The 24,991-nt window shown below is 61.2% G+C and carries 28 protein-coding genes; 27 read left to right on the forward strand and 1 reads right to left on the reverse strand.

Going from position 1 to position 24,991, the window contains the following annotated elements:
* Positions 1–22: 22 nt before the first annotated feature.
* The 7 genes from BMY91_RS02285 (at position 23) to BMY91_RS23345 (ending at position 13,270) form a co-directional block, all read left to right on the forward strand.
* The gene (locus BMY91_RS02285; protein WP_090817755.1) at positions 23–3,922 is read left to right on the forward strand and encodes a DNA-directed RNA polymerase subunit beta'; all 3,900 of its coding nucleotides are present in this window, start codon (positions 23–25) and stop codon (positions 3,920–3,922) included.
* Positions 3,923–4,333: 411 nt separating this feature from the next.
* Complete coding sequence (gene rpsL, locus BMY91_RS02290) at positions 4,334–4,708, forward strand: 30S ribosomal protein S12 (protein ID WP_009358312.1); 375 nt, start codon at positions 4,334–4,336, stop codon at positions 4,706–4,708.
* 1 nt (position 4,709) lies between these two features.
* Positions 4,710–5,180 (forward strand): 30S ribosomal protein S7, encoded by a 471-nt coding sequence (gene rpsG, locus BMY91_RS02295; RefSeq protein WP_003803829.1) that lies wholly within the window; start codon positions 4,710–4,712, stop codon positions 5,178–5,180.
* Between the two features lie 69 nt (positions 5,181–5,249).
* Entirely contained in the window at positions 5,250–7,364 is a 2,115-nt protein-coding gene (gene fusA, locus BMY91_RS02300) for an elongation factor G (protein ID WP_011775599.1), read from the forward strand.
* A 231-nt stretch (positions 7,365–7,595) separates the two neighbouring features.
* Positions 7,596–8,786 carry an elongation factor Tu gene (tuf, locus tag BMY91_RS02305; RefSeq protein WP_011775598.1) on the forward strand — a complete coding sequence of 397 codons (1,191 nt, stop codon included), beginning with the start codon at positions 7,596–7,598 and terminating at the stop codon, positions 8,784–8,786.
* A 154-nt stretch (positions 8,787–8,940) separates the two neighbouring features.
* Positions 8,941–13,116, forward strand: a complete 4,176-nt coding sequence (locus BMY91_RS02310; protein WP_090817757.1) for a hypothetical protein — start codon at positions 8,941–8,943, stop codon at positions 13,114–13,116.
* Positions 13,117–13,144: 28 nt separating this feature from the next.
* Complete coding sequence (locus BMY91_RS23345; protein ID WP_256212527.1) at positions 13,145–13,270, forward strand: hypothetical protein; 126 nt, start codon at positions 13,145–13,147, stop codon at positions 13,268–13,270.
* 48 nt (positions 13,271–13,318) lie between these two features.
* Here the strand turns inward: BMY91_RS23345 and BMY91_RS02315 are convergent, their stop codons facing one another.
* Positions 13,319–14,752 carry a GH1 family beta-glucosidase gene (locus BMY91_RS02315; protein WP_090817763.1) on the reverse strand — a complete coding sequence of 478 codons (1,434 nt, stop codon included), beginning with the start codon at positions 14,750–14,752 and terminating at the stop codon, positions 13,319–13,321.
* Positions 14,753–15,134: 382 nt separating this feature from the next.
* On the opposite strand from BMY91_RS02315, the gene rpsJ reads away from it, so the two are divergent.
* The 20 genes from rpsJ to rplO all read left to right on the forward strand — a co-directional run bounded on the left by rpsJ (position 15,135) and on the right by rplO (position 24,930).
* On the forward strand, positions 15,135–15,443 hold the full coding sequence (gene rpsJ / locus BMY91_RS02320; protein ID WP_003803825.1) for a 30S ribosomal protein S10: 309 nt from the start codon (positions 15,135–15,137) through the stop codon (positions 15,441–15,443).
* Positions 15,444–15,460: 17 nt separating this feature from the next.
* Positions 15,461–16,111: a 50S ribosomal protein L3 gene (gene rplC, locus BMY91_RS02325; RefSeq protein ID WP_018776685.1), complete on the forward strand. Its 651-nt coding sequence runs from the start codon at positions 15,461–15,463 to the stop codon at positions 16,109–16,111.
* A gap of 4 nt (positions 16,112–16,115) precedes the next feature.
* On the forward strand, positions 16,116–16,733 hold the full coding sequence (gene rplD / locus BMY91_RS02330; RefSeq protein ID WP_089595800.1) for a 50S ribosomal protein L4: 618 nt from the start codon (positions 16,116–16,118) through the stop codon (positions 16,731–16,733).
* Positions 16,730–17,035 (forward strand): 50S ribosomal protein L23, encoded by a 306-nt coding sequence (gene rplW / locus BMY91_RS02335; protein WP_011775593.1) that lies wholly within the window; start codon positions 16,730–16,732, stop codon positions 17,033–17,035. The genes rplD and rplW overlap by 4 nt, the downstream gene beginning before the upstream one ends.
* Positions 17,036–17,064: 29 nt before the next feature.
* Positions 17,065–17,904, forward strand: a complete 840-nt coding sequence (gene rplB / locus BMY91_RS02340; RefSeq protein WP_011775592.1) for a 50S ribosomal protein L2 — start codon at positions 17,065–17,067, stop codon at positions 17,902–17,904.
* Positions 17,905–17,916: 12 nt separating this feature from the next.
* On the forward strand, positions 17,917–18,198 hold the full coding sequence (gene rpsS / locus BMY91_RS02345) for a 30S ribosomal protein S19 (RefSeq protein ID WP_011775591.1): 282 nt from the start codon (positions 17,917–17,919) through the stop codon (positions 18,196–18,198).
* 38 nt (positions 18,199–18,236) lie between these two features.
* The gene (gene rplV / locus BMY91_RS02350; RefSeq protein WP_090817766.1) at positions 18,237–18,602 is read left to right on the forward strand and encodes a 50S ribosomal protein L22; all 366 of its coding nucleotides are present in this window, start codon (positions 18,237–18,239) and stop codon (positions 18,600–18,602) included.
* A complete protein-coding gene (rpsC, locus tag BMY91_RS02355; protein WP_011775589.1) occupies positions 18,603–19,424 on the forward strand; it encodes a 30S ribosomal protein S3 in 822 nt (273 codons plus the stop codon). It begins immediately after the preceding gene.
* A complete protein-coding gene (gene rplP, locus BMY91_RS02360) occupies positions 19,425–19,841 on the forward strand; it encodes a 50S ribosomal protein L16 (protein WP_003803795.1) in 417 nt (138 codons plus the stop codon). It begins immediately after the preceding gene.
* 2 nt (positions 19,842–19,843) lie between these two features.
* Positions 19,844–20,164, forward strand: coding sequence for a 50S ribosomal protein L29 (gene rpmC, locus BMY91_RS02365; RefSeq protein WP_014922387.1), 321 nt, complete (start codon positions 19,844–19,846; stop codon positions 20,162–20,164).
* Positions 20,161–20,457 carry a 30S ribosomal protein S17 gene (gene rpsQ, locus BMY91_RS02370; RefSeq protein ID WP_011775587.1) on the forward strand — a complete coding sequence of 99 codons (297 nt, stop codon included), beginning with the start codon at positions 20,161–20,163 and terminating at the stop codon, positions 20,455–20,457. The genes rpmC and rpsQ overlap by 4 nt, the downstream gene beginning before the upstream one ends.
* 352 nt (positions 20,458–20,809) lie before the next feature.
* The gene (gene rplN, locus BMY91_RS02375; RefSeq protein ID WP_003803789.1) at positions 20,810–21,178 is read left to right on the forward strand and encodes a 50S ribosomal protein L14; all 369 of its coding nucleotides are present in this window, start codon (positions 20,810–20,812) and stop codon (positions 21,176–21,178) included.
* Positions 21,179–21,181: 3 nt separating this feature from the next.
* Positions 21,182–21,541: a 50S ribosomal protein L24 gene (rplX, locus tag BMY91_RS02380; protein ID WP_062073171.1), complete on the forward strand. Its 360-nt coding sequence runs from the start codon at positions 21,182–21,184 to the stop codon at positions 21,539–21,541.
* A complete protein-coding gene (gene rplE / locus BMY91_RS02385; RefSeq protein WP_011775585.1) occupies positions 21,541–22,119 on the forward strand; it encodes a 50S ribosomal protein L5 in 579 nt (192 codons plus the stop codon). Before rplX ends, rplE begins: the two co-directional genes overlap by 1 nt.
* Before the next feature lie 78 nt (positions 22,120–22,197).
* Positions 22,198–22,596 carry a 30S ribosomal protein S8 gene (rpsH, locus tag BMY91_RS02390; protein WP_011775584.1) on the forward strand — a complete coding sequence of 133 codons (399 nt, stop codon included), beginning with the start codon at positions 22,198–22,200 and terminating at the stop codon, positions 22,594–22,596.
* Between the two features lie 18 nt (positions 22,597–22,614).
* Entirely contained in the window at positions 22,615–23,151 is a 537-nt protein-coding gene (rplF, locus tag BMY91_RS02395; RefSeq protein WP_090817769.1) for a 50S ribosomal protein L6, read from the forward strand.
* A 3-nt stretch (positions 23,152–23,154) separates the two neighbouring features.
* A complete protein-coding gene (gene rplR / locus BMY91_RS02400; RefSeq protein WP_089595796.1) occupies positions 23,155–23,538 on the forward strand; it encodes a 50S ribosomal protein L18 in 384 nt (127 codons plus the stop codon).
* 29 nt (positions 23,539–23,567) lie between these two features.
* A complete protein-coding gene (gene rpsE, locus BMY91_RS02405; RefSeq protein WP_011775581.1) occupies positions 23,568–24,239 on the forward strand; it encodes a 30S ribosomal protein S5 in 672 nt (223 codons plus the stop codon).
* A 2-nt stretch (positions 24,240–24,241) separates the two neighbouring features.
* Positions 24,242–24,448, forward strand: a complete 207-nt coding sequence (gene rpmD / locus BMY91_RS02410; protein WP_090817772.1) for a 50S ribosomal protein L30 — start codon at positions 24,242–24,244, stop codon at positions 24,446–24,448.
* Positions 24,448–24,930 (forward strand): 50S ribosomal protein L15, encoded by a 483-nt coding sequence (rplO, locus tag BMY91_RS02415; protein ID WP_090817775.1) that lies wholly within the window; start codon positions 24,448–24,450, stop codon positions 24,928–24,930. Before rpmD ends, rplO begins: the two co-directional genes overlap by 1 nt.
* Positions 24,931–24,991 lie beyond the last annotated feature (61 nt).

Here is a 24,991-nt window from a genome sequence, read left to right on the forward strand (position 1 = left end):
AACAAGAGAGAACAGGGACCATATGTCCAGCGAATCCTCCTTCGGCCTCATGCAGATCGGCCTCGCCACCGCGGAAGACATCCGCGGATGGTCTTACGGTGAGGTCAAGAAGCCGGAAACCATCAACTACCGCACGCTCAAGCCCGAGAAGGACGGCCTCTTCTGCGAGAAGATCTTCGGCCCGTCCCGCGACTGGGAATGCTACTGCGGCAAGTACAAGCGCGTCCGCTTCAAGGGCATCATCTGCGAGCGTTGTGGCGTTGAAGTCACCCGCGCCAAGGTGCGCCGTGAGCGCATGGGCCACATTGAGCTGGCTGCGCCTGTAACCCACATCTGGTACTTCAAGGGCGTTCCCTCGCGCTTGGGCTACCTTCTGGACCTGGCACCGAAGGACCTTGAGAAGGTCATTTACTTCGCTGCCTACATGATCACCAGCGTCGACACCGAAAGCCGTCACGCAGAACTGCCGAACCTCCAGGTTGAGCATGACCTCGAGAAGAAGCAGATGGTGGACAACCGCGACAGCGACATCGCCACGATCGCCCGCGACCTTGAAGACGAGCTTGCACGTCTTGAAGGCGAAGGCGCCAAGGCTGCCGACAAGAAGAAGGCCCGCGACTCTGCTGACCGCCAGATGGCGAATGTCCGCAAGCGTGCCGACGCCGACATCGAGCGCCTTGAGCAGGTTTGGGACCGCTTCAAGAACCTCAAGGTCGCTGACCTTGAAGGCGACGAAGGCCTTTACCGCGAACTGCGGGACCGCTACGGCCTGTACTTCGAAGGCTCCATGGGTGCCGAAGCCATCAAGAAGCGTCTTGAGACCTTCGACATGCAGGCAGAGGCCGAGTCACTGCGCGACACCATCCAGAACGGCAAGGGCCAGCGTAAGACGCGTGCCCTGAAGCGACTGAAGGTTGTCAACGCGTTCCTGACCACCAACAACAGCCCCCTCGGCATGGTTCTGGACGCCGTCCCGGTGATCCCGCCGGAACTGCGCCCGATGGTCCAGTTGGATGGTGGCCGCTTCGCGACCTCCGACCTCAACGACCTCTACCGTCGTGTGATCAACCGCAACAACCGACTCAAGCGACTGCTTGACCTCGGTGCTCCGGAGATCATCGTCAACAACGAGAAGCGCATGCTTCAGGAAGCTGTTGACAGCCTCTTCGACAACGGCCGTCGTGGCCGTCCCGTCACGGGTCCGGGCAACCGTCCGCTGAAGTCCCTGAGCGACATGCTCAAGGGCAAGCAGGGTCGTTTCCGCCAGAACCTCCTCGGCAAGCGTGTTGACTACTCCGGCCGTTCGGTCATCGTCGTCGGCCCGCAGCTGAAGCTGCACCAGTGTGGTCTGCCCAAGCAGATGGCCCTGGAGCTCTTCAAGCCGTTCGTGATGAAGCGCCTGGTTGACCTCAACCACGCCCAGAACATCAAGTCGGCAAAGCGCATGGTTGAGCGCTACCGTCCGCAGGTTTGGGACGTGCTGGAAGAGATCATCACCGAACACCCGGTGCTGCTCAACCGTGCACCTACCCTGCACCGTCTCGGCATCCAGGCCTTCGAACCGCAGCTTGTGGAAGGCAAGGCAATCCAGCTTCACCCGCTGGTTTGTGGCGCCTTCAACGCTGACTTCGACGGCGACCAGATGGCAGTCCACCTGCCGCTGAGCCCGGAAGCCCAGGCCGAAGCCCGCATCCTGATGCTGTCCTCGAACAACATCCTGAAGCCGTCCGATGGCCGTCCGGTGACCCTGCCTTCGCAGGATATGATCATCGGCCTGTACCACCTGACCACCAAGCGCGTCGGCTCTGCCGGCGAAGGCCGTATCTTCTCCTCGGTTTCGGAAGCGATCATGGCGTACGACGCCCGTGACCTGCACCTGAACTCCCAGGTCAAGATCCGCCTGGACGACTTCGTGCCGTACGCCGGTTGGGAAGCTCCGGAAGGTTGGGAGCCCGGTCAGCCGGCTCTCGTCCAGACCTCCCTGGGCCAGGTCATCTTCAACCAGACGCTGCCCGAGGATTACCCGTGGGTTGAGGCTGTTGCCGACAAGGGCGAACTCTCCCGGATCGTCAACGACCTCGCTGAGCGCTACCCGAAGGTTGTGACGGCCGCAACGCTGGATAACCTGAAGGATGCCGGTTTCTACTGGGCCACCCGTTCGGGTGTCACGGTTGCTATCTCGGACATCGAGGTTCCGGCTTCCAAGCCGGGTATCCTCGCCGGTTACGAGGCTATGGCTGCCAAGATCCAGGGCCAGTACGACAAGGGCCTGATCGACGACGACGAGCGTCGCCAGGAACTGATCGAGATCTGGAACAAGGCAACCAACGAGATCGCCCAGGCGATGCGCGACAGCCTGTCCCCGATGAACACCATCAACCGCATGGTGTCCTCCGGTGCACGTGGTAACTGGATGCAGGTCCGCCAGATCGCGGGTATCCGTGGTCTTGTGGCCAACCCGAAGGGTGAGATCATTCCTCGCCCGATCAAGTCCTCCTACCGTGAGGGCCTGTCGGTTCTGGAATACTTCATCGCCACGCACGGTGCCCGTAAGGGTCTGGCCGATACCGCTCTGCGTACCGCCAACTCGGGTTACCTGACCCGTCGTCTGGTGGACGTTTCGCAGGACGTCATCGTTCGCGAAGAAGACTGTGGCACTGAGCGTGGTCTGCTGACCCCGATCGCTGTACCGGATTCCAACGGTGAACTGGTTCTGGACGAAAACGTCGAGAACAGCGCCTACGCACGTACGCTGGCTGTCGACGTCGTCGATGCCCAGGGCAACGTCCTGGCTGCCGGCGGCACCGACTGCGGCGACGTCGTCATCGACCAGCTGCTGGCTGCAGGCATCACTGAGGTCAAGGTCCGCTCCGTACTCACCTGTGAGTCCAAGGTGGGCACCTGTGCGCTGTGCTACGGCCGTTCGTTGGCTACGGGCAAGACCGTGGACATCGGCGAGGCCGTGGGCATTATCGCCGCACAGTCCATCGGTGAGCCCGGTACCCAGCTGACCATGCGTACGTTCCACACCGGTGGTGCTGTTTCTGCTGGTGGTGGCGACGACATCACCCAGGGTCTGCCCCGTATCCAGGAGCTCTTCGAAGCCCGTACTCCGAAGGGTGTCGCACCGATTGCTGAAGCAGCCGGCCGCATCACCATCGAAGAGTCCGAGCGTCAGATGCGCCTGGTCATCACTCCGGACGATGGTTCCGAAGAGATTGCCTACCCCGTGCTGCGCCGTTCACGTCTCCTCATTGAAGATGGCGATCACGTCAGCGTCGGCCAGAAGCTGATCAACGGTCCGGTGGACCCGAAGCAGGTTCTGCGCATCATGGGCCCCCGTGCCGCACAGAAGTTCCTTGTGGACGAGGTTCAGGGCGTTTACCGCAGCCAGGGTATTGGTATCCACGACAAGCACGTCGAGGTTATCGTCCGCCAGATGCTCCGCCGCGTGACCGTCATCGAATCCGGCGACTCCGACCTGCTCCCCGGTGAGCTTGCAGAGCGCGCCCGCTTCGAGGACGAGAACCGCCGCGTCGTATCCGAGGGCAAGTCCCCGGCTTCGGGTCGTCCGGAACTCATGGGTATCACCAAGGCTTCCTTGGCTACCGAGTCCTGGTTGTCGGCAGCTTCCTTCCAGGAAACCACCCGCGTCCTGACGCAGGCGGCCATGGAAGGCAAGAGCGATCCTCTGCTCGGCCTCAAGGAAAACGTCATCATCGGTAAGCTCATCCCGGCTGGTACGGGTCTGCCCCGCTACACAGAGGTCACTGTGGAGCCGACGGAAGAAGCAAAGGCAAGCCTGTTCACGGGCCCCAGCGCTTTCACCGACTTCTCCTATGACGCACTGGGTGGCGACGGCGCTCCTGAGTTCCACGCCATCCCGTTGGATGACTACGATCTCGGCAACGACTTCCGCTAAAAGCGGCAGTCAGAGCTTTGACGGTCAGGCCCCGCACTTTCGAGTGCGGGGCCTGACCCGTTAACGCCGTCTGGTGAGGCGACCCGGGGGAGCGGCGGCCGACGGCGGGAGCCAACGTGCGCCGTCGGCCTCCATACACCCGATTAAGGCGCCAGATCAAGCCGTGCTAGACTTTTGGTAATTGTTCTGTGTGGCAGTGGATGAAGGCCGCCGCAGCATCATTTTGGTTTTGTTCTCATGGTGCTGGGTGGAGCCTGTTTCCGGGTTGCGGGCAACATGCGCAACGAATGCCGCACTTTTGCACGCCTACCGGAGTTTCGGCCGGCTGCACGAGCAACGCCAAAGTTCCCACGTTTACACCGGCTGGCGCCTGTGTGTGGGAGCAGAGATCAAACAACGGAGAACACGAAAGTGCCTACGATTAACCAGCTGGTCCGCAAGGGCCGCACGCCGAAGGTCTCCAAGACCAAGGCTCCCGCGCTGAAGGGCAGCCCGATGCGCCGCGGTGTTTGCACCCGCGTTTACACCACCACCCCCAAGAAGCCGAACTCGGCTCTTCGTAAGGTGGCACGTGTGCGCCTCAACGGTGGCGTGGAAGTTACCGCTTACATCCCCGGTGTTGGCCACAACCTCCAGGAGCACTCCATCGTGCTCGTTCGTGGTGGTCGTGTGAAGGACCTTCCGGGTGTCCGCTACAAGATCGTCCGCGGCGCACTTGACACCCAGGGTGTAAAGAACCGCAAGCAGGCCCGCAGCCGTTACGGCGCAAAGATGGAGAAGAAGTAATATGCCTCGCAAGGGTCCGGCCCCGAAGCGGCCGCTAGTTTCCGATCCCGTTTACGGCTCCCCGTTGGTCACTCAGCTGATCAACAAGGTTCTTGTTGACGGCAAGAAGTCCACCGCAGAGCGCATCGTTTACGGTGCACTCGAAGGTGCACGTGCCAAGTCCGGCGGCGACCCCGTTGCCGCTCTCAAGAAGGCCATGGACAACGTCAAGCCTTCCCTCGAGGTGCGTTCACGCCGTGTTGGTGGCGCCACCTACCAGGTTCCGGTTGAGGTCAAGCCGGGCCGCTCCACCGCCCTCGCTCTGCGTTGGCTCGTGGGCTACTCCAAGGCCCGCCGGGAGAAGACCATGACCGAGCGCCTCCAGAACGAAATCCTGGATGCCTCCAATGGTCTTGGTGCCGCTGTGAAGCGTCGCGAAGACACCCACAAGATGGCCGAGTCCAACAAGGCCTTCGCACACTACCGCTGGTAAAAACTTTCCGGACGCCGCCGGCTCACTGAGCCGGCGGCGAACGTGTAGTCCATCCGAAAGGGAGACCCCGTGGCACAGGACGTGCTTACCGACCTTAATAAGGTCCGCAACATCGGCATCATGGCCCACATCGATGCCGGCAAGACCACCACTACCGAGCGCATCCTGTTCTACACGGGTGTGAACCACAAGATCGGCGAGACGCACGACGGTGCTTCGACGACTGACTGGATGGAACAGGAAAAGGAACGCGGCATCACCATCACGTCTGCCGCCGTGACTTGCTTCTGGGACAAGAACCAGATCAACATCATTGACACCCCGGGCCACGTTGACTTCACGGTTGAGGTTGAGCGCTCCCTGCGCGTCCTCGACGGTGCAGTTGCAGTGTTCGACGGCAAGGAAGGCGTGGAGCCGCAGTCCGAGACTGTTTGGCGCCAGGCTGACAAGTACAACGTTCCGCGTATCTGCTTCGTCAACAAGATGGACAAGCTGGGTGCTGACTTCTACTTCACCGTAGACACCATCATCTCCCGCCTTGGTGCCAAGCCGTTGGTTATGCAGCTCCCCATCGGCGCCGAGAACGACTTCATCGGTGTTGTAGACCTCCTCGAAATGCGCGCCCTGGTTTGGCCTGGCGATGCAAAGGGTGACGTCACCATGGGCGCTTCCTACGAAGTGCAGGAAATCCCGGCGGACCTCCAGGCCAAGGCCGAAGAGTACCGTGCACAGCTCGTTGAGACTGTGGCCGAGGCTTCCGAAGAGCTCATGGAGAAGTACCTCGAGGGTGAAGAACTCACCCTCGAAGAGATCAAAGCCGGCATCCGCAAGATGACCATCAACTCTGAGCTCTACCCGGTCTTCTGTGGTTCTGCCTTCAAGAACCGCGGTGTCCAGCCGATGCTTGACGCTGTTGTTGACTTCCTGCCGAACCCGCTCGACGTCCCGCCGATGATCGGTCACGATCCCCGCGACGAAGAGAAGGAACTCACCCGCAAGCCGTCTGCCGACGAGCCGTTCTCGGCCCTCGCCTTCAAGATTGCTGCGCACCCGTTCTTCGGACAGCTGACCTTCGTCCGCGTGTACTCCGGTCACGTTGAGGCAGGCGCCCAGGTGGTCAACTCCACCAAGGGCAAGAAGGAACGTATCGGCAAGCTGTTCCAGATGCACGCCAACAAGGAAATGCCTGTTGAGGGCGCTACCGCCGGCCACATCTACGCAGCCATCGGTCTGAAGGACACCACCACGGGCGACACCCTGTGTGATGCCAACAACCAGATCGTCCTCGAGTCCATGAGCTTCCCGGAGCCCGTGATCTCTGTTGCGATCGAGCCCAACACCAAGGGTGACCAGGAGAAGCTCTCCACGGCCATCCAGAAGCTCTCCGCTGAGGACCCGACCTTCCAGGTCTCCCTCAACGAAGACACGGGCCAGACCATCATCGCCGGCATGGGCGAGCTCCACCTGGACATCCTGGTGGACCGCATGCGCCGCGAATTCAAGGTCGAGGCAAACGTTGGCAAGCCGCAGGTTGCTTACCGCGAAACCATCAAGCGCGCCGTCGAGCGCCTTGACTACACGCACAAGAAGCAGACCGGTGGTTCGGGTCAGTTCGCAAAGATCCAGATCGCGATCGAGCCCATGGACACCGCTTCCGGCGAGCTGTACGCGTTCGAGAACAAGGTCACTGGTGGCCGCGTTCCGCGCGAATACATCCCGTCCGTTGACGCTGGTATCCAGGATGCACTGAACGACGGCGTCCTGGCCGGTTACCCGGTTGTCGGCATCAAGGCCACGCTGATTGACGGCGCGTCCCACGATGTTGACTCTTCGGAAATGGCGTTCAAGATCGCCGGCCGTATGGCTTTCAAGGAAGCTGCACGCAAGGCGAACCCTGTTCTGCTTGAACCGCTGATGGATGTTGAGGTCCGCACACCCGAGGAATACATGGGTGATGTTATTGGTGACCTGAACGCCCGTCGTGGCCAGATGCAGTCCATGGAAGACGCAGCAGGTGTGAAGGTTATCCGTGCACACGTTCCGCTGTCCGGCATGTTCGGTTACATCGGCGACCTGCGGTCCAAGACCCAGGGCCGTGCTGTGTACTCCATGACGTTCAACAGCTACGCCGAGGTCCCGAAGGCAGTTGCCGACGAGATCATCCAGAAAACCCGCGGCGAGTAATCTCCCGGTAACGGATGCAATTCCGGTATCGGGAAGGCATCTGAGCGTATGAGGTGGGGCTGCGGCGAGAGCCGCGGCCCGGCCCCTGCGCAAACAGGCTCGAGGAACTATCATTGGTTCCTGAATCTGCAATTTCACCAAAACCAAGCCCCCAAGTAGACTTGCTAAAGTTTCTGCCGCGAAAAGCGCGGCCGAGGAGCACTTCACTTGAAATCGTTCTAGGAGGAACCTGTGGCAAAGGCAAAGTTCGAGCGGACTAAGCCGCACGTCAACATCGGCACCATTGGTCACGTTGACCACGGTAAGACGACGCTGACTGCCGCCATTTCCAAGGTGCTGTACGACCAGTACCCGGATCTCAACGAGCAGCGCGACTTCGCGTCGATCGACTCTGCTCCGGAAGAGCGCCAGCGCGGTATTACCATCAACATCTCCCACGTGGAGTACCAGACCGAGAAGCGCCACTACGCACACGTAGACGCCCCGGGTCACGCTGACTACATCAAGAACATGATCACCGGTGCTGCCCAGATGGACGGCGCAATCCTCGTGGTTGCTGCAACCGATGGTCCGATGGCTCAGACCCGTGAGCACGTTCTGCTCGCCCGCCAGGTTGGTGTTCCCTACCTGCTGGTCGCACTGAACAAGTCCGACATGGTTGATGACGAAGAACTCCTCGACCTCGTCGAAATGGAAGTTCGTGAGCTCCTGAGCTCGCAGGGCTTCGATGGCGATGAGGCTCCGGTTGTTCGCGTTTCCGGTCTGAAGGCTCTGGAAGGCGACCCGGTTTGGGTCAAGTCCGTCCAGGACCTGATGGCAGCTGTCGACGAGTCCGTTCCGGACCCCGTACGTGACCGCGACAAGCCGTTCCTGATGCCGATCGAAGACGTCTTCACGATCACCGGCCGTGGCACCGTTGTTACGGGCCGCGCCGAGCGTGGAACCCTCGCCATCAACTCCGAGGTTGAGATCGTTGGCATCCGCCCGATCCAGAAGACCACGGTTACCGGTATCGAGATGTTCCACAAGCAGCTCGACGAAGCATGGGCCGGCGAGAACTGTGGCCTCCTGCTCCGCGGTCTCAAGCGCGACGATGTCGAGCGTGGCCAGGTTGTCGTCAAGCCGGGTTCCATCACCCCGCACACCGACTTCGAGGCTAACGTCTACATCCTTTCCAAGGACGAAGGCGGACGTCACAACCCGTTCTACTCCAACTACCGTCCGCAGTTCTACTTCCGTACCACGGACGTAACCGGCGTTATCACCCTGCCGGAAGGCACGGAAATGGTTATGCCTGGCGACAACACTGAGATGACCGTTGCGCTCATCCAGCCGATCGCTATGGAAGAGGGCCTCGGCTTCGCTATCCGCGAAGGCGGCCGCACCGTTGGTTCGGGACGTGTCACCAGCATCATCAAGTAGTTTCTACTTGTAGGTCAGTGACCTTCCGGCCCAGCCGGTAGTTACGCAAAGAGAGCCCCACCGCTTCGGCGGTGGGGCTCTTCTTTGCTATTATTTATCTATCGAATGGATAAAGCCCGCATTGGGCTGTGTCCGACGAAGCCAAGGAGCTCCCGTGAATGCATTCGTAGTGATGATGTTGCTGATCATTGCCATTGTGGTCAGCTATGCCGTCGGTGTGACGCGGGGGCGCAAGGCGGCTGCCCGGGTGTCACGTGCTGTGGGGCCAGAGGCGGGTGGATATCGCGAGGGTTATCTCGCCGGACATGTGGCAGGGTGGCGGGATGCTGAGGCGAAGCATTTCCGGGCAGGCCCACAAACGGCGCCCGCTACGTCCGCACCGCCGGCAAGTACGCTGTCGCGTCCGGCCTACATCCAGTCGCCGATGCGGCTTCCGGCGCCGCACAGTACGCCACCACCTGCCGTAGCACCACTACCAGTCTTCGCACCACCATTAGCCGTCGCACCACCAGCGGCCGGCCCTGTCCGGCAGCCGCCCCTGCGCGTTCAGCAGCCTCCCGTTCAGAGGGAGAACCCTGCAGAAGCCGCAGCCCGCAAAGCCAAACGCGATCAGCAGAACATCAACATCACCCTCTACGTCGCCAGTCTCTTGCTGGTGGCCGCAGGGGCTCTGTTTGTGGGAACAAGCCTGCCGGAGCTCTTCCGGTTCGCGGGCATTTGGTTCATCACGGCGTTGTTCTATACCTCAGGATTGATCATCCACGCCAAGGTGCCGCGCTTGCGCCCAGCGGCGATTGCCTTTGTCGGAACGGGGCTTGCCCTCGTCCCCGTCACCGGTCTGGCGATGTACAACTTCGTGCTGCACAACGGTCCCGCTGCATGGCTGGTGACGTCGCTGCTCGGTACTATCGCCTACGCTTACACCGCCGTTCGGCTGGATAACAAGGTCCTGGCGTTCCTGTCCCTGAGCTTCGTGGTGTCCACGGCGTGGTCCGGGGTGTCCATCCTCGGTGGCGCATTGGTCTGGTACTTCACCTCCCTGATCGGCGTCGCCATCCTGATGACGGTGGCATCACTTCTCCGTCCCCGTTGGTTGCCGCCCCTCTACGTCCGGCCGCTGATGCTGCTGCACCCCTTCGTTGTTCCATTCGTAGCACTGGCTGTCTCCTTAACGCCGCACCTCTTGTCCAAGGGGGAATACGCCTTGGTCATGCTGATGTGCGGTACCTATTTCGCCGTCATGGTCTTGGTACCGAGGTCCAGATACAGGCTCCGGCACTACTACTCAGCGCGTGCAGCGCTTACCCTGGCGTTGCTTGGCCTGATCTGGGACATTTCAGCCGATGTCAGCACCGTGATGCTCGCAGCCATCATCTGCTTGGGCGTTCAATCCCTGGGAGTAGCCTTCGCGGCCGAGAAGCTGGCCCCGCGCACTTGGTGGAATGACGCTGTGTCCTGCTTGGGCTTGCAGTTGGTCATAGCTGCCATCCTCACAGTGCTCCTCGGCGTGGGCCGGTTCGACATCCAGGACTACCTGCCATTGTCCGTAGCGATGCTGACCGCCATGGTCCTTGGCTGGAAGCTCGGCCACGGCACAGAGTTCGCGCCGGGCGCTGTGGCCGTGGTGGGCATCCCCTTCATCGGTTTCCTTGGAGCATGGCCTGTTTCCCTGCTGCTCGCCTCTGCCGGGCTGTATTGGTTCCTCCGCGCGGCCGTTAGGCCGGCGGACTACCGCCTACAGTTGATCTTCGCAGGGCGGCTTGCCGTAACACTCGCTGTACCGGCCATGGTTGCAGGTGCATTGGAGGGCCACCCGGACAGGGCCGCCCTAACCCTGGCGGCATTCGTGGCAGCGGCGGGCGCGCAGCAGGCAGTGAACGCAATTTTGGTCCGCGGGGGAGTCCTGCTGCTCGCCCCGCAAGCGTCGCTGGCCGGGTTTGGTGGCGCTGCGCTGGCAGGGCTGATGGTCCTGCCGGCATTGGACGACGCCGCAGGACGACCAGTGGTTGCTGCGTCACTGCTTCTGGTTCTGTCGGCCGGGGTAGCCTCCGGCTTGTTGATATTTCCGGCCACCCTGCTGCGGGCACCGGTTGCCGATGTATGGCGGCCGACCATGAGTGAGGTCCTTGCCCCGGTCACGATGCTGATAACAGGCCTGGTAGCCGCAGCCAGCGTGTCCCGGGCTTTGGGCAATGTGGTGCTTCTGGTGGCCGTTGCCTACTGTGCCGCGTCCGCGTTGCGTCTCGCGGCTCCACTCCATCGTCAGGGCTATTGGTGGCTCTCCCGGGCAGCCGGAACGCTGTTGGCAGGATCAGCCTACGCCGACGCGATGACGTCCGGCTGGACCTTTCGCGTTGCCGGCGAGATGCCATCGATTCCGCTTTTGGTGATAACAGTGGCAGCCGCACAACTCTGCATTCCGTTGCTGGCAGTCAGCAGGCGCCGGTTCCCCCGTGCTTCAACGGTCGACGCCGGAACAGTGCTCGCTGTGATGCTGGTGGGGGCTGTGGTCCTGACTTTCGGCGCGTATTTGGGGGAGGGCATGGAGCGGGTTGGATGGCAGCCGGGTGCGAGTGCTGTGGCAGCGGCGATTGCGGCGGTTCTCTGTGGTGTGATAATGCGGGCTCAGCGTGGTGCCTGGCTGTTTGCGCCGGCCGCGTTGGTGCTTCTGCTGCCCTTACGCCTTGCACACGTAACGGACATTGAAATTCTGCTGGGTGTCTTCGCGGCGTACTGCGCTTTCATGATGGGCGCCGCCCGTACCCGCCTGGTCCGGGGCGGATACTTGATGGGCCTGCGGGTTCTGGCCGCCGGTTTCATCGTGGTGACCGTCGCAGACCTGACAGACTCACCGGCGGCCGTGCACATAGCGCTGGCCGTGGTCCTCATGGGGCAGCATGCCATAACGCTGTTCCTGCGCAAGCGTGCCGTCGATGTCGCCTTTCAGCGGCCAACGGCATGGGCTGCACTGGGTGCACAGCTCCTGTTGCCGCTGGTCTACCTGCTCGAAGGAAATTACGACGGCGGTGGCCGTTGGCTGGTGATCTTGCAGTTGGCCCTCGTCCCGGCCGCAGCTGCGTTGACGTGGCGCTTCATGAGTGCGCGGGGATCCCAATATCTTGGCGTTGCAGCGGCAGCAGCGATTGCGTTTGCGTGTGGCCCGGCCTTCGCCTTCCCTGCTGAGACATGGCTCCACCAACCGTTGCTGGCCAAGGCGCAGGTGCCGGTTGTCTTGCTCGCATTGGGCGCCGCGATGGTGGCTTTCCGGATCGTGTTCCGGAAAACCGCGCGGGCCGGTCTCGCTGGCGTTGTGCACAGTACGGATCGCTGGTTCTGGCTGGTGTCCGCGCTATTCTTCGTTTTCGCCGGCGGCCTGCTGGCGGTGGGAGTGTCCGTCTCCCTCGCAGGGTTGTCCTTGCTCGTGTTGGCCGTGGTGCTCTTCGTTGCCTCGCACCTGGAGCAGATGCCCGCCCTTTACGCTGCTGCGGCACCGTCCGTGCTGCTGGGTGCCATACCCGTTGGCGACGGCTTGCTGGAGGGTATGGCGCCGAGTGTCTGGGGCAACTACGCGCCCTGGCTGGTGGGAGGCGTTGGTACTTTTGTGTTCCTCTATTCCGCAAAGCTACTGGGGAGGGAGGCAATCGCCGGCGAGGTGTGGCGGCGGAACGCGTTGCTTGCGGCGTCGGCGGCCGGACTTGCGGTGTCAGCCGCAGCCGGGGTTCTACGTGATGAAACGTCCATGCTGGGATTCGTCCTGGTGGTGGCTACAGGCGTGCTGGTGGTTGTTGAGGCTCCCCACAGCAAGTGGTTGGCCGCAGAGCTGGCGGGCTTGGTCGCCGTCGCTGCCTTGCAACGCGCGCTGCTGTTTGTGGACGGGGCCAGGCCGGATTGGTTCTGGGCCGCACAGTGGTATGTCGTTACCGGTGTTGTTCTAGCAGGACTGCGCTACATAAGGAAACAGCGGACCGATGGTCTCCTCAGGCTCTGCATTGCTGCTGGCGCCCTGTCACTATCGTCCTTGGGAATCATTGTGGGCGGTACATCCCCGCAACATCTTTATGTCCTGGTGGCGCACGTGGTGCTCCTTATCCTGGGCGTGCTGGTGGCCGAACGGGTGATCGTCTGGTGGGGCGCTGCCGGTGTCGCATTAAGCGTCATGTGGGCGCTGCGCTCCTACGCCTTCGCCATGCTGGCCCTCGTGGCTGTGGCACTGATAGTGCTGGCTGTGTGGCGTTTGAACCGCAGGCCGGCAACAAGCGGCCACGCCCCGGCTCCCGGTGGGGATCCCGACGATATGCAAGCGGAGCGGACTCAGGACAGAATCCGATAATGTTGCAGTCTACGGAGAGGAGCGCACCATGGAATTCCTGATCTTCCTGGCAATCATCGCCGCCATCGGCGGCGGTGTTATCTGGGGCCGCAAGAACTTTCGGAATGAGATCGAGCGTGCCAAGCGCATTAGGCGCGCCAACAAGAACCAATAGGGCAGCCTTGAAGGCTGCTTGATTTAACCTGCCCGTGCCATGCTCGGGTCAGTGTTCGTGGCTGCGTGCGCGCGCCAGTGCACGCAACCAGTAAAACGATTCCTTCGGGGTACGTTCCAAGGATTCGAAGTCCACATGGACCAATCCGAAACGCTGGGAGTAGCCGGCCGCCCACTCGAAGTTGTCCAACAAGGTCCAGACGTAATAGCCGCGCAGGTCCACATCGCCAGCGATGCCTCCGGGCCCTGTGGCTGTCAGGGCGTGGCCCAAGTGCTCTGCCAGGTAGGAAATCCTGTTGGTGTCCTGGACGGGCCCATCAACGTGGGCAGGTTCCGGGAAGCTGGCTCCGCCTTCGGTAATGAAAACAGGGGGGAGTGCGTCCCCATAGCGGTCCTTCAATTCCCGGAGTACCAACGCCAGGTGTTCCGGCGCCACAGGCCAACCGAATCCAGTGGTTTCGTACTCCTGGTAGGCAGCCAGATGGAAGGGCACTTTGGTCATCTCAGTGGACGTTCCGGTGGGGATCTCGGCTGGCCCCGGGCCCGCGGCCACCTTGACGGGGTAGTAATAGTTCAGGCCGTAGAAGTCCAAGGGTTGGCAGATCGTGGCCATGTCACCGTCCTCCACGGTGCCTAAAGACCGAAACCATGGCTTCATGGCAAAGGGAGGCTTGGGATATTCGCCCAGAAGCACCGCGTCCGCATAGATGCGATTAAGAATGTGGTCAAAGGCTTGGGCCATCAGGCGGTCGGGAAGACTGTTGGTGGCGGCCCGGACGGGGGAGTGCATATTGGATATCCCGATTTGCCCTTTCACGCCAGCGGTTCGGAGCGCTTGCACAGCCAATCCATGCCCAAGGAGTTGGTGGTGGGCTGCAGGAAGAGCATCGAACAGCAGTTGTCGTCCTGGAGCATGGACCCCCAGAGCATACCCCTGCAGAGTGACGGAGACCGGCTCATTCAGGGTGACCCACTGGGCTACGCGATCTCCAAAGCGCTCAGCAGCTGCGGTGCAATAAACGGCGAAGCGCTGGGCCGTGTCCCGGTTCATCCAGCCGCCTGCGTGCTCCAGTTCAAGCGGGGTATCCCAATGGAACAGGGTGGTCATGGGGGAGATGCCCGCGGCCAGGAGTTTATCGATGAGCCGGTCGTAAAAATCCAGTCCCCTCTGGTTCACCGCACCCTTGCCACCGGGCTGGATGCGGGGCCAGGAGAGCGAGAACCGGTACGAGTCGACGCCCAGCTCCTGCATCAGGGCAATGTCTTCATCCGAGCGGTTGTAGTGATCGCACGCCAAGGTGGGAGAGCCGCCGTCGAAAATTGCTCCTGGCTTTTCCGCGAACGCATCCCAAGCGGATGGCCCGCGGCCATCAGCGGTCAGCGATCCCTCGATCTGGAATGCCGCCGCCGCGACACCCAGTGTGAAACCAGGACGCAGACGTGCGGCAAGATCTTCCACGGAGCCCGAATCCTGGACGGTCATGCCCCAATCTTCCTCAGCCGCAGGCCGCCGGGCAATGGCGTGGGAGGCCCGATTGGCCTTTACCCTATATTTCCGCCATACTGGATGAGTTGTTCAAGCGCTTCTTCGTGTCCCGATCCGGATAATGCCGGGTGTCAGGGTCCAGGTTGAAGCCCAAACATAACCCTGAACCCCATGGAATGCGGTCGAGTCTGCGTGGAAATCGCGACACGCCCGACCGCGGGGGTCGGTGCGCCGGCAGGTTGAGGAACCCGGAATATCCGGATTCAGCTTGTGCGGCGTGTGGTGGTAATACCTCAAACGCCTCGGCGGCCACATCAACAGGTAAGTAAACAGAGCAGCCCTAACTAGAGCAGCACTAGCTGAAAGAGAGTCAGGCGACATGGCGGGACAAAAAATCCGCATCCGGCTGAAGTCATATGACCACGAGGTCATTGATGTTTCAGCGCGGAAGATCGTTGAGACGGTCACGCGCGCAGGCGCAACGGTAGTCGGCCCGGTGCCGCTGCCCACGGAGAAGAACGTTTACTGCGTTATTCGCTCTCCTCACAAGTACAAGGACAGCCGTGAGCACTTCGAAATGCGTACTCACAAGCGTCTGATCGACATCATCGACCCCACGCCGAAGGCTGTTGACTCGCTTATGCGTCTCGACCTGCCCGCAGACGTGAACATCGAAATCAAGCTCTAGGGAGGTGCTGAGAGACTATGACCGCAACCCGTAACGTAAAGGGCCTGCTGGGCACGAAGCTCGGCATGACCCAGGTCTGGGACGAGAACAACAAGCTCATCCCGGTAACTGTCGTCCAGGCTGACTCCAACGTCATCACGCAGCTGCGCAACGCAGATGTCGATGGCTACGTCGCCGTCCAGATCGGCTACGGCCAGATCGACCCCCGCAAGGTCACCAAGCCGCTGGCTGGTCACTTTGAAAAGGCTGGCGTTACCCCTCGCCGCCACGTCGTCGAACTGCGTACCGCAGACGCCGCATCCTACGAGCTGGGCCAGGAGCTCTCTGTTGAGATCTTCGAAGCCGGCCAGAAGATCGACGTCGTCGGCACCTCAAAGGGTAAGGGCTTCGCCGGTGTTATGAAGCGTCACGGCTTCCACGGCGTTGGCGCTTCCCACGGTGCCCACAAGAACCACCGTAAGCCTGGCTCCATCGGTGGCGCATCCACCCCGAGCCGCGTCTTCAAGGGCCTGAAAATGGCCGGCCGCATGGGCGCCGAGCGTCACACCACGCTGAACCTCACGGTTCACGCTGTTGACGTTGAGAAGTCGCTGCTCCTTATCAAGGGTGCCGTTCCCGGTGCCCGCGGCCAGGTCGTACTCGTACGCACCGCCGTGAAGGGAGCCTAGTTCAATGACTAGCACTGTCAAGGTAGACCTGCCTGCAGAGATCTTCGACGTCCAGACCAACGTGCCGCTGCTGCACCAGGTCGTCGTCGCACAGCTCGCTGCTGCACGCCAGGGTACCCACAAGACGAAGACCCGCGCCGAGGTTTCCGGTGCAGGTCGCAAGCCGTTCAAGCAGAAGGGTACCGGCCGCGCCCGTCAGGGTTCCATCCGTGCTCCTCACATGACCGGCGGTGGCGTTGTCCACGGTCCGACCCCTCGTGACTACAGCCAGCGCACCCCCAAGAAGATGAAGGCTGCTGCACTCCGCGGCGCCCTGTCTGACCGCGCCCGCAACGGCCGCATCCACGTCATCGCTGAACTGGTAGCCGGCACCAAGCCGTCCGCCAAGGACGCACTGGCTTCGCTGCGCTCCGTCACTGAGCGCAAGAACCTGCTCGTCGTAATCGAGCGCGCCAACGATGTTGCTGCACTGTCCGTGCGCAACCTCCAGGATGTTCACGTTCTGTACGCAGATCAGCTGAACACCTACGACGTGCTTGTCTCCGACGACGTGGTCTTCACCAAGGCTGCTTTCGAGGCGTTCGTCGCTGACAAGGCAAAGAACGAGGAGGCCTCCAAGTGAGCGTAACCACCATCAAGGACCCGCGCGACGTCGTGCTTGCACCCGTCGTATCGGAAAAGAGCTACGGTCTGATCGACGAAGGCAAGTACACCTTCCTGGTGGACCCTCGCTCGAACAAGACCGAGATCAAGCTGGCCGTTGAGAAGATCTTCTCGGTCAAAGTTGACTCGATCAACACCATCAACCGTGCCGGTAAGCGCAAGCGCACCAAATTCGGCTGGGGACAGCGCAAGAGCACCAAGCGTGCAATTGTCACCCTCAAAGAAGGCACAATCGACATCTTCGGCGGTCCGCTCGCGTAGCGGAGACCACTTTAACGAGGAAATAAATTATGGGAATCCGTAAATACAAGCCGACTACCCCGGGCCGTCGTGGCTCGAGCGTAGCCGACTTTGCTGAAATCACGCGATCGACTCCGGAAAAGTCGTTGCTGCGTCCGCTGCACAAGACTGGCGGCCGTAACAACTCCGGTAAGATCACCACCCGTCACAAGGGTGGTGGGCACAAGCGCCAGTACCGTCTGATCGACTTCCGTCGTCACGACAAGGACGGCATCAACGCCCGCGTTGCCGAAATCGAGTACGACCCGAACCGTACGGCTCGCATCGCACTCCTGCACTACGTTGATGGCACCAAGCGTTACATCATCGCTCCTAACAAGCTGTCCCAGGGTGACTTCGTCGAGGCTGGTCCTGACGCTGACATCAAGCCGGGCAACAACCTGCCGCTGCGCAACATCCCGGTTGGTACCGTAATCCACGCAGTTGAACTGCGTCCGGGTGGCGGCGCCAAGATGGCACGTTCCGCAGGTGCTTCGGTACAGCTCGTTGCCAAGGAAGGCCGCTTCGCACAGCTGCGTCTGCCCTCCGGCGAAATCCGCAACGTTGACGTGCGCTGCCGCGCAACTGTCGGCGAGGTCGGCAACGCCGAGCAGTCGAACATCAACTGGGGCAAGGCCGGCCGTATGCGCTGGAAGGGCGTTCGCCCGACTGTCCGTGGTGTAGCCATGAACCCGGTTGACCACCCGCACGGTGGTGGTGAAGGTAAGACTTCCGGTGGACGTCACCCGGTTAACCCGAACGGCAAGCCCGAGGGCCGTACCCGCCGTCCGAACAAAGAGAGCGACAAGCTTATTGTTCGTCGCCGCCGTACTGGCAAGAACAAGCGATAGGAGCCTGGACACATGCCACGCAGCCTGAAAAAAGGTCCTTTCGTTGACCAGCACCTCTTTGTGAAGGTCGCACGGGAAAACGATAAGGGCACCAAGAACGTCATCAAGACCTGGTCCCGCCGTTCGATGATCATCCCCGACATGCTCGGGCACACGATCGCCGTACACGACGGACGCAAGCACATCCCGGTGTTTGTCACTGAGTCGATGGTCGGGCACAAGCTCGGCGAATTCGCTCCCACGCGGACATTCCGCGGCCATGTTAAGGACGACCGTAAGGGCAAGCGCCGCTAGGCGCCTGACCTTACGTCTTAGACGAGAGAAGGAAAGCAATGGAAGCCAAGGCTATTGCGCGTCACATCCGCGTAACGCCTATGAAGGCCCGGCGCGTCGTCAACCTTGTTCGTGGTAAGCAAGCGAATGAGGCTCTGGCAATTCTGAAGTTTGCCCCCCAGGCAGCTTCGGAGCCGGTATTCAAGGTACTTCAGTCGGCAATGGCCAACGCACGCGTCCTCGCGGACCGTGACGGCGTTGCATTCGACGACAGCGACCTGTTCATCAGCGAAGCATTCGTTGATGAAGGCCCGACCATGAAGCGGTTCCAGCCGCGTGCCCAAGGCCGCGCCTACCGCATTAGGAAGCGGACCAGCCACATCACCGTGGTCGTCGCAACCCCGGAGAAAGAGGAGGCTCGCTAAGTGGGACAGAAAGTAAACCCGCACGGGTTCCGACTCGGCATCACCACCGACCACGTTTCGCACTGGTTCGCTGACAGCACCAAGCCCGGACAGCGCTACAAGGACTTCGTCCGCGAGGACATCAAGATCCGTCAGCTCATGTCCACCGGCATGGAGCGCGCCGGCATCGCCAAGGTCGAGATCGAGCGTACCCGTGACCGTGTCCGCGTGGATATCCACACGGCACGCCCGGGTATCGTTATCGGCCGCCGCGGCGCCGAAGCAGACCGCATCCGTGGCGAGCTCGAAAAGCTCACCGGCAAGCAGGTTCAGCTGAACATCCTCGAGGTCAAGAACCCCGAGATGGAAGCCCAGCTTGTTGCCCAGGGCATCGCAGAGCAGCTCACTTCCCGCGTGGCGTTCCGCCGCGCGATGAAGAAGGCAATGCAGTCCGCACAGCGTGCGGGTGCCAAGGGCATCCGTGTTGCTTGCTCGGGTCGTCTGGGTGGCGCAGAAATGTCCCGCTCGGAGTTCTACCGCGAAGGCCGTGTGCCCCTGCACACCCTCCGTGCGAACATCGACTACGGCTTCTACGAAGCCAAGACCACCTTCGGCCGTATCGGTGTGAAGGTTTGGATCTACAAGGGTGACGTAACTGCCAAGGAACTGGCTCAGCAGGCAGCTGCTGCTCCGTCCCGTGGCCGTGCAGGAGACCGTCCGGGCCGCCCGGGTGGCGACCGCCGTCGTCGTAACGACCGTCCGGCAGCTGAGGCAGCACCCGCTGCCGTTGAAGCACCGGCCGCTGAAGCTGCTGCTCCGGCAGCAGAAGGAGGACAGGCTTAAATGCTTATCCCACGTCGAGTCAAGCACCGTAAGCAGCACCACCCGGGTCGTTCCGGCGCTGCTACGGGCGGCACCAAGGTCAGCTTCGGTGAGTACGGTATCCAGGCCCTGAGCCCGGCATACGTGACGAACCGTCAGATCGAGTCCGCTCGTATCGCGATGACCCGCCACATCAAGCGTGGCGGTAAGGTCTGGATCAACATCTACCCGGACCGTCCGCTGACGAAGAAGCCTGCTGAAACCCGCATGGGTTCCGGTAAGGGTTCTCCGGAATGGTGGGTCGCAAACGTCAAGCCGGGCCGGGTTCTCTTCGAACTCTCCGGTGTCAATGAAGAGGTAGCTCGCGAGGCCCTGCGCCTGGCAATCCACAAGCTCCCGTTGAAGGCACGCATTGTGCGTCGCGAAGGTGGTGAATAGAAATGGCAGTAGGGTCGAAGGATCTCGCACCCGCACAGCTGGACGGTTTCGACAACGAGCGTCTCGTTGAAGAACTCCGCAAGTCCAAGGAAGAGCTGTTCAACCTGCGTTTCCAGTCCGCCACCGGACAGCTGGAGAACCACGGTCGCCTGCGCGCGGTAAAGAAGGACATCGCACGCATCTACACCGTTCTCCGTGAGCGCGAGCTGGGCATTCGTGCCGAGGTTGCCGCACCGGTTGTGGAAGCCAAGGAAGAAAAGAAGTCCAAGAAGGCTGCCAAGGCTGAAAAGGCCGAGGTTGAAGCTGGAGAGGACGCCAAGTGAGCGAGAAGGAAACTGTGACGGAAGCAGCAGCCAGCGCTGAACAGCGCGGTTACCGTAAGACGCGTCGCGGCTACGTTGTCTCTGACAAGATGGAAAAGACCATCGTTGTTCAGGTTGAAGACCGCGTGAAGCACGCTCTGTACGGCAAGGTTATTCGCCGCACCTCGAAGATCAAGGCTCACGACGAAGAGAACACCGCCGGCATCGGCGACCTCGTTCTCATCTCTGAGACCCGCCCGCTCTCCGCTACCAAGCGGTGGCGTCTGGTGGAGATCCTCGAAAAGGCCAAGTAAATCCAACGTCAGGCTTGCCTGGCAGGGTTCACTGGGAAGGCCCGCATTCCTTCGGGAATGCGGGCCTTTCCGCATCTCCGGCCGTTTCGGAATCAGGCCGTAAACGTGCTAGGATATTGAGTTTGTATGGCGCCACTTGTGCGTCATCAACTACCTCGTAAACAATCGTGCCGCTGCATACTGCCCCGCGCAGAGTTTTCTGCAAGGGAAGCTGATGCTTGTGGCACGGGCGTTTAGGCCTGTACTGGCAAAATCCAGGCAGGTCAAGAGACACCCCGATCAACCGTTCCGCAAGGCTCATTCCGTATGCATGATTTCGGTCTGAGAACCGGCGCGACGCAAGGAGTAAAAATTGATTCAGCAGGAGTCGCGACTCAAGGTCGCCGACAACACGGGTGCTAAGGAAATCCTTACCATTCGCGTTCTCGGTGGATCCGGTCGTCGCTACGCAGGCATTGGCGACGTCATCGTCGCTACCGTCAAGGACGCTATCCCTGGCGGCAACGTAAAGAAGGGTGACGTCGTCAAGGCTGTCATCGTTCGTACCAAGAAGGAACGCCGCCGTGCGGATGGTTCCTACATCAAGTTTGACGAAAACGCAGCTGTGATCCTGAAGAACGACGGTGACCCCCGCGGTACCCGTATCTTCGGCCCGGTTGGTCGTGAACTTCGCGACAAGAAGTTCATGAAGATCGTTTCGCTGGCCCCGGAGGTGCTTTAGTCCATGGCTAAGATCAAGAAGGGTGACCTCGTTCAGGTCATCACCGGCGCCAAGCAGGAACGCGGCGGCGACCGCGGCAAGCAGGGCAAGGTCCTGCGCGTATTCCCGGACACCAACCGCGTGCTGGTAGAGGGAATCAACCGCGTCACCAAGCACACCAAGGTCGGTCAGTCGCAGCGCGGCACCAAGACCGGTGGCATCGAGGTTGTTGAAGCCCCGATCCACGTTTCCAACGTTGCTTTGGTTGACCCGTCGACCAAGAAGCCGACCCGTGTTGGTTTCCGTCTCGACACCGTTGAGAAGGATGGCGCTACCAAGACCGTCCGTATCCGCGTGTCCAAGGCCACCGGGAAGGACATCTAATGACTGAGACTCTCGAGACTCCAGTAAAGATCGTTCCGCGTCTGAAGACGAAGTACGCAGAGACCATCAAGAAGTCCCTGCAGGACGAATTCAGCTACGCGAACGTCAACCAGGTTCCCCGCCTGGTGAAGGTTGTAGTGAACATGGGTGTTGGAGATGCCGCCAAGGACTCCAAGCTGATCGACGGCGCTGTCCGCGACCTCACCCTGATCACCGGCCAGAAGCCGCAGGTAACCAAGGCCCGCAAATCGATCGCACAGTTCAAGCTGCGCGAAGGCATGCCGATCGGTGCACACGCAACTCTGCGTGGAGACCGCATGTGGGAATTCGTGGACCGTCTGGTTTCGCTGGCTCTGCCGCGTATCCGTGACTTCCGCGGCCTCAACGGCAAGCAGTTCGATGGCAACGGCAACTACACCTTCGGTCTGACCGAGCAGGTTATGTTCCACGAAATCGACCAGGACTCCATCGACCGCGTTCGCGGTATGGACATCACGGTCGTCACCACCGCCAAGACCGATGACGAAGGCCGCGCGCTGCTCAAGGCGCTTGGTTTCCCGTTCAAGACCGAAAACTAACTACGTGACAGGTCCGTCTGCGCAGGCTCCTAAGAGCCAGCGCAACGGAAACCGGTACGAGGAAGGGCTATAGCCCAAATGACTATGACAGATCCTGTCGCAGACATGCTCACGCGTCTGCGCAATGCAAACTCGGCATACCACGACACCGTGTCCATGCCGTACAGCAAACTGAAGGCACGCGTTGCTGACATCCTGAAGGCAGAAGGCTACATTGCCGGCTGGAAGGAAGAAGACGCCGAGGTTGGCAAGAAGCTGACCATCGACCTGAAGTTCGGTCCGAACCGCGAGCGTTCCATCGCTGGCGTCCGCCGCATCTCCAAGCCGGGCCTCCGCGTTTACGCGAAGTCCACCAACCTGCCGCACGTGCTGGGTGGCCTGGGTATCGCAATCCTGTCCACCTCTTCCGGCCTCCTGACTGACAAGCAGGCCGGCAAGAAGGGCGTGGGCGGCGAAGTCCTCGCGTACGTCTGGTAACGGGAAAGGAAGAGAATAATGTCACGTATTGGACGTCTCCCCATCACCGTTCCTGCCGGAGTTGAGGTCAAGCTCGATGGCTCCGTCATCAGCGTCAAGGGTTCCAAGGGCGAGCTGAGCCACACTGTTGCCAGCCCGATCGAGGTCTCCCTGGAAGAGAACACTCTCACGGTCACCCGCCCGAACGACGAGCGCAACTCGCGTTCGCTGCACGGCCTGACCCGCACCCTGATCGCCAACATGATCCAGGGCGTTACCGAGGGCTACGAGAAGAAGCTTGAAATCGTTGGTACTGGTTACCGCGTTCAGGCAAAGGGTTCTGACCTGGAGTTCGCTCTGGGCTACAGCCACCCGGTTAGCGTCTCTGCACCCGAAGGCATCACCTTCGTAGTAGAGGGTCCGACCAAGCTCTCTGTTGCGGGTATCAACAAGCAGCAGGTCGGCGAGGTTGCTGCCAACATTCGCAAGCTGCGCAAGCCTGACCCCTACAAGGGCAAGGGTGTCCGTTACGCCGGCGAAGTCATCCGCCGCAAGGTCGGAAAGGCTGGTAAGTAAACCATGGCCATCGCAATTAACAAGAAGCGTACGAACAAGAGCAAGTCTGCTGCACGCAGCCGTCGCCAGCTTCGTATCCGCAAGCGCATCACCGGTACGGCTGTACGTCCTCGTCTGGTCGTCAACCGTTCGGCACGTCACGTATTCGTTCAGGTTGTCGATGACAGCAAGGGTGTAACCGTGGCTTACGCTTCCACCCTGGAAGCTGACCTTCGCGCATTCGACGGAGACAAGACTGCCAAGGCCAAGCGCGTCGGCGAGCTCGTTGCCGAGCGTGCCAAGGCTGCAGGCGTCGAGGCTGTTGTCTTCGACCGTGGCGGTAACAAGTACCACGGCCGCATCGCCGCCGTCGCTGACGGTGCTCGCGAAGGTGGGCTGGCACTGTGACCGTTGAAAATAACGAAAAGGACATTCAGGTGACTGAAGCTGTAGCTGCTGAAGCAACTGAGACCGCACCCGCTACCGATGACCGCCGCGGCGGACGTCGTGGCGAGCGTGGCGACCGTGGCCAGGGCCGCGGCGACCGTGGTGGCCGTGGTGGCCGCGACGGCGGTCGTGAAGCCGAGAAGAGCCAGTTCGTAGAGCGCGTTGTCACCATCAACCGCGTTGCCAAGGTGGTCAAGGGTGGTCGTCGCTTCAGCTTCACCGCCCTGGTCGTCGTCGGTGACGGCAACGGTATGGTCGGCGTAGGCTACGGCAAGGCCAAGGAAGTTCCCGCAGCAATCGCCAAGGGCGTTGAAGAGGCCAAGAAGTCCTTCTTCCGCGTTCCCCGCGTTGGCAGCACCATCCCGCACCGTGTGCAGGGTGAAGCTGCTGCAGGCGTAGTCCTGCTGCGTCCGGCTTCTGCCGGTACCGGTGTTATTGCCGGTGGTCCGGTCCGCGCTGTACTGGAGTGCGTGGGCATCCACGACATCCTCTCCAAGTCGCTCGGTTCTTCCAACGCGATCAACATCGTTCACGCGACCGTTGCCGCTCTGAAGCAGCTCGAAGAGCCCGCTTCCGTGGCTGCCCGCCGTGGCTTGCCGCTGGACGAGGTTGCTCCTGCTGCTCTGGTGCGCGCGCTCCAGAACCAGAAGGCAGGTGTTTAGTCATGGCTAAGAACCTGACTCCCTCCGACGCCAAGTTGGAAATCACCCAGATCAAGGGCGTCATTGGCGCCAAGCAGAACCAGATTGCGACCCTTCGGTCCCTCGGTCTCAAGCGCATCGGACACACTGTTGTCCGTAACGCTGACGCCGTGACCGTTGGCATGCTGAACACGGTTCCGCACCTCGTGAATGTAGAGGAGGCGAAGTAATGGCAGAGAACAAGACCGCCGCAGAGACTGCTGAGAAGCAGAACGCTCTGAAGGTCCACCACCTGCGTCCCGCCCCGGGTGCCAAGACCGCCAAGACCCGTGTTGGTCGTGGTGAAGGCTCCAAGGGTAAGACCGCTGGTCGCGGTACCAAGGGTACGAAGGCCCGCTACCAGGTAAAGGCTGGCTTTGCCGGCGGCCAGCTGCCGCTGCACATGCGCCTGCCGAAGCTGCGCGGCTTCAAGAACCCGTTCCGGGTTGAGTTCCAGGTTGTGAACCTGGAGAAGCTCAACGAGCTGTTCCCGGAAGGTGGCACCGTCACCGTTGAGTCCCTGGTTGAGAAGGGCGCCGTTCGCAAGAACCAGCCCGTCAAGGTGCTTGGCACCGGCGACATCACCGTCAAGGTTGATGTTACGGCCCACGCATTCTCCGCCAGCGCTACGGAGAAGATTGCTGCAGCAGGCGGAAGCACCACTGCTCTCTAAGAGCCAGTGGGGCTGAGGCCCGTTGAAAAAGATCCCGGTATGCGGGGCTTCGGCCCTGTGT

The organism is Arthrobacter sp. yr096 (genome assembly GCF_900108925.1).
Taxonomy (GTDB): domain Bacteria; phylum Actinomycetota; class Actinomycetes; order Actinomycetales; family Micrococcaceae; genus Arthrobacter.

Bases quoted from the DNA above. Each gene is read 5' to 3' on its own strand.
- rplV (WP_090817766.1), top strand. From the start codon at position 18,237: ATGGAAGCCAAGGCTATTGCGCGTCACATCCGCGTAACGCCTATGAAG.
- rpmD (WP_090817772.1), top strand. From the start codon at position 24,242: ATGGCTAAGAACCTGACTCCCTCCGACGCCAAGTTGGAAATCACCCAG.
- BMY91_RS02285 (WP_090817755.1), top strand. From the start codon at position 23: ATGTCCAGCGAATCCTCCTTCGGCCTCATGCAGATCGGCCTCGCCACC.
- rplR (WP_089595796.1), top strand. From the start codon at position 23,155: ATGGCCATCGCAATTAACAAGAAGCGTACGAACAAGAGCAAGTCTGCT.
- rplD (WP_089595800.1), top strand. From the start codon at position 16,116: ATGACTAGCACTGTCAAGGTAGACCTGCCTGCAGAGATCTTCGACGTC.
- rplX (WP_062073171.1), top strand. From the start codon at position 21,182: ATGGCTAAGATCAAGAAGGGTGACCTCGTTCAGGTCATCACCGGCGCC.
- BMY91_RS02315 (WP_090817763.1), bottom strand. From the start codon at position 14,752: ATGACCGTCCAGGATTCGGGCTCCGTGGAAGATCTTGCCGCACGTCTG.
- rpsJ (WP_003803825.1), top strand. From the start codon at position 15,135: ATGGCGGGACAAAAAATCCGCATCCGGCTGAAGTCATATGACCACGAG.
- rplE (WP_011775585.1), top strand. From the start codon at position 21,541: ATGACTGAGACTCTCGAGACTCCAGTAAAGATCGTTCCGCGTCTGAAG.
- rplF (WP_090817769.1), top strand. From the start codon at position 22,615: ATGTCACGTATTGGACGTCTCCCCATCACCGTTCCTGCCGGAGTTGAG.
- rpsH (WP_011775584.1), top strand. From the start codon at position 22,198: ATGACTATGACAGATCCTGTCGCAGACATGCTCACGCGTCTGCGCAAT.
- rpmC (WP_014922387.1), top strand. From the start codon at position 19,844: ATGGCAGTAGGGTCGAAGGATCTCGCACCCGCACAGCTGGACGGTTTC.
- rplO (WP_090817775.1), top strand. From the start codon at position 24,448: ATGGCAGAGAACAAGACCGCCGCAGAGACTGCTGAGAAGCAGAACGCT.
- rplC (WP_018776685.1), top strand. From the start codon at position 15,461: ATGACCGCAACCCGTAACGTAAAGGGCCTGCTGGGCACGAAGCTCGGC.
- BMY91_RS23345 (WP_256212527.1), top strand. From the start codon at position 13,145: ATGGAATTCCTGATCTTCCTGGCAATCATCGCCGCCATCGGCGGCGGT.
- rpsS (WP_011775591.1), top strand. From the start codon at position 17,917: ATGCCACGCAGCCTGAAAAAAGGTCCTTTCGTTGACCAGCACCTCTTT.
- rplB (WP_011775592.1), top strand. From the start codon at position 17,065: ATGGGAATCCGTAAATACAAGCCGACTACCCCGGGCCGTCGTGGCTCG.
- rplP (WP_003803795.1), top strand. From the start codon at position 19,425: ATGCTTATCCCACGTCGAGTCAAGCACCGTAAGCAGCACCACCCGGGT.
- rpsG (WP_003803829.1), top strand. From the start codon at position 4,710: ATGCCTCGCAAGGGTCCGGCCCCGAAGCGGCCGCTAGTTTCCGATCCC.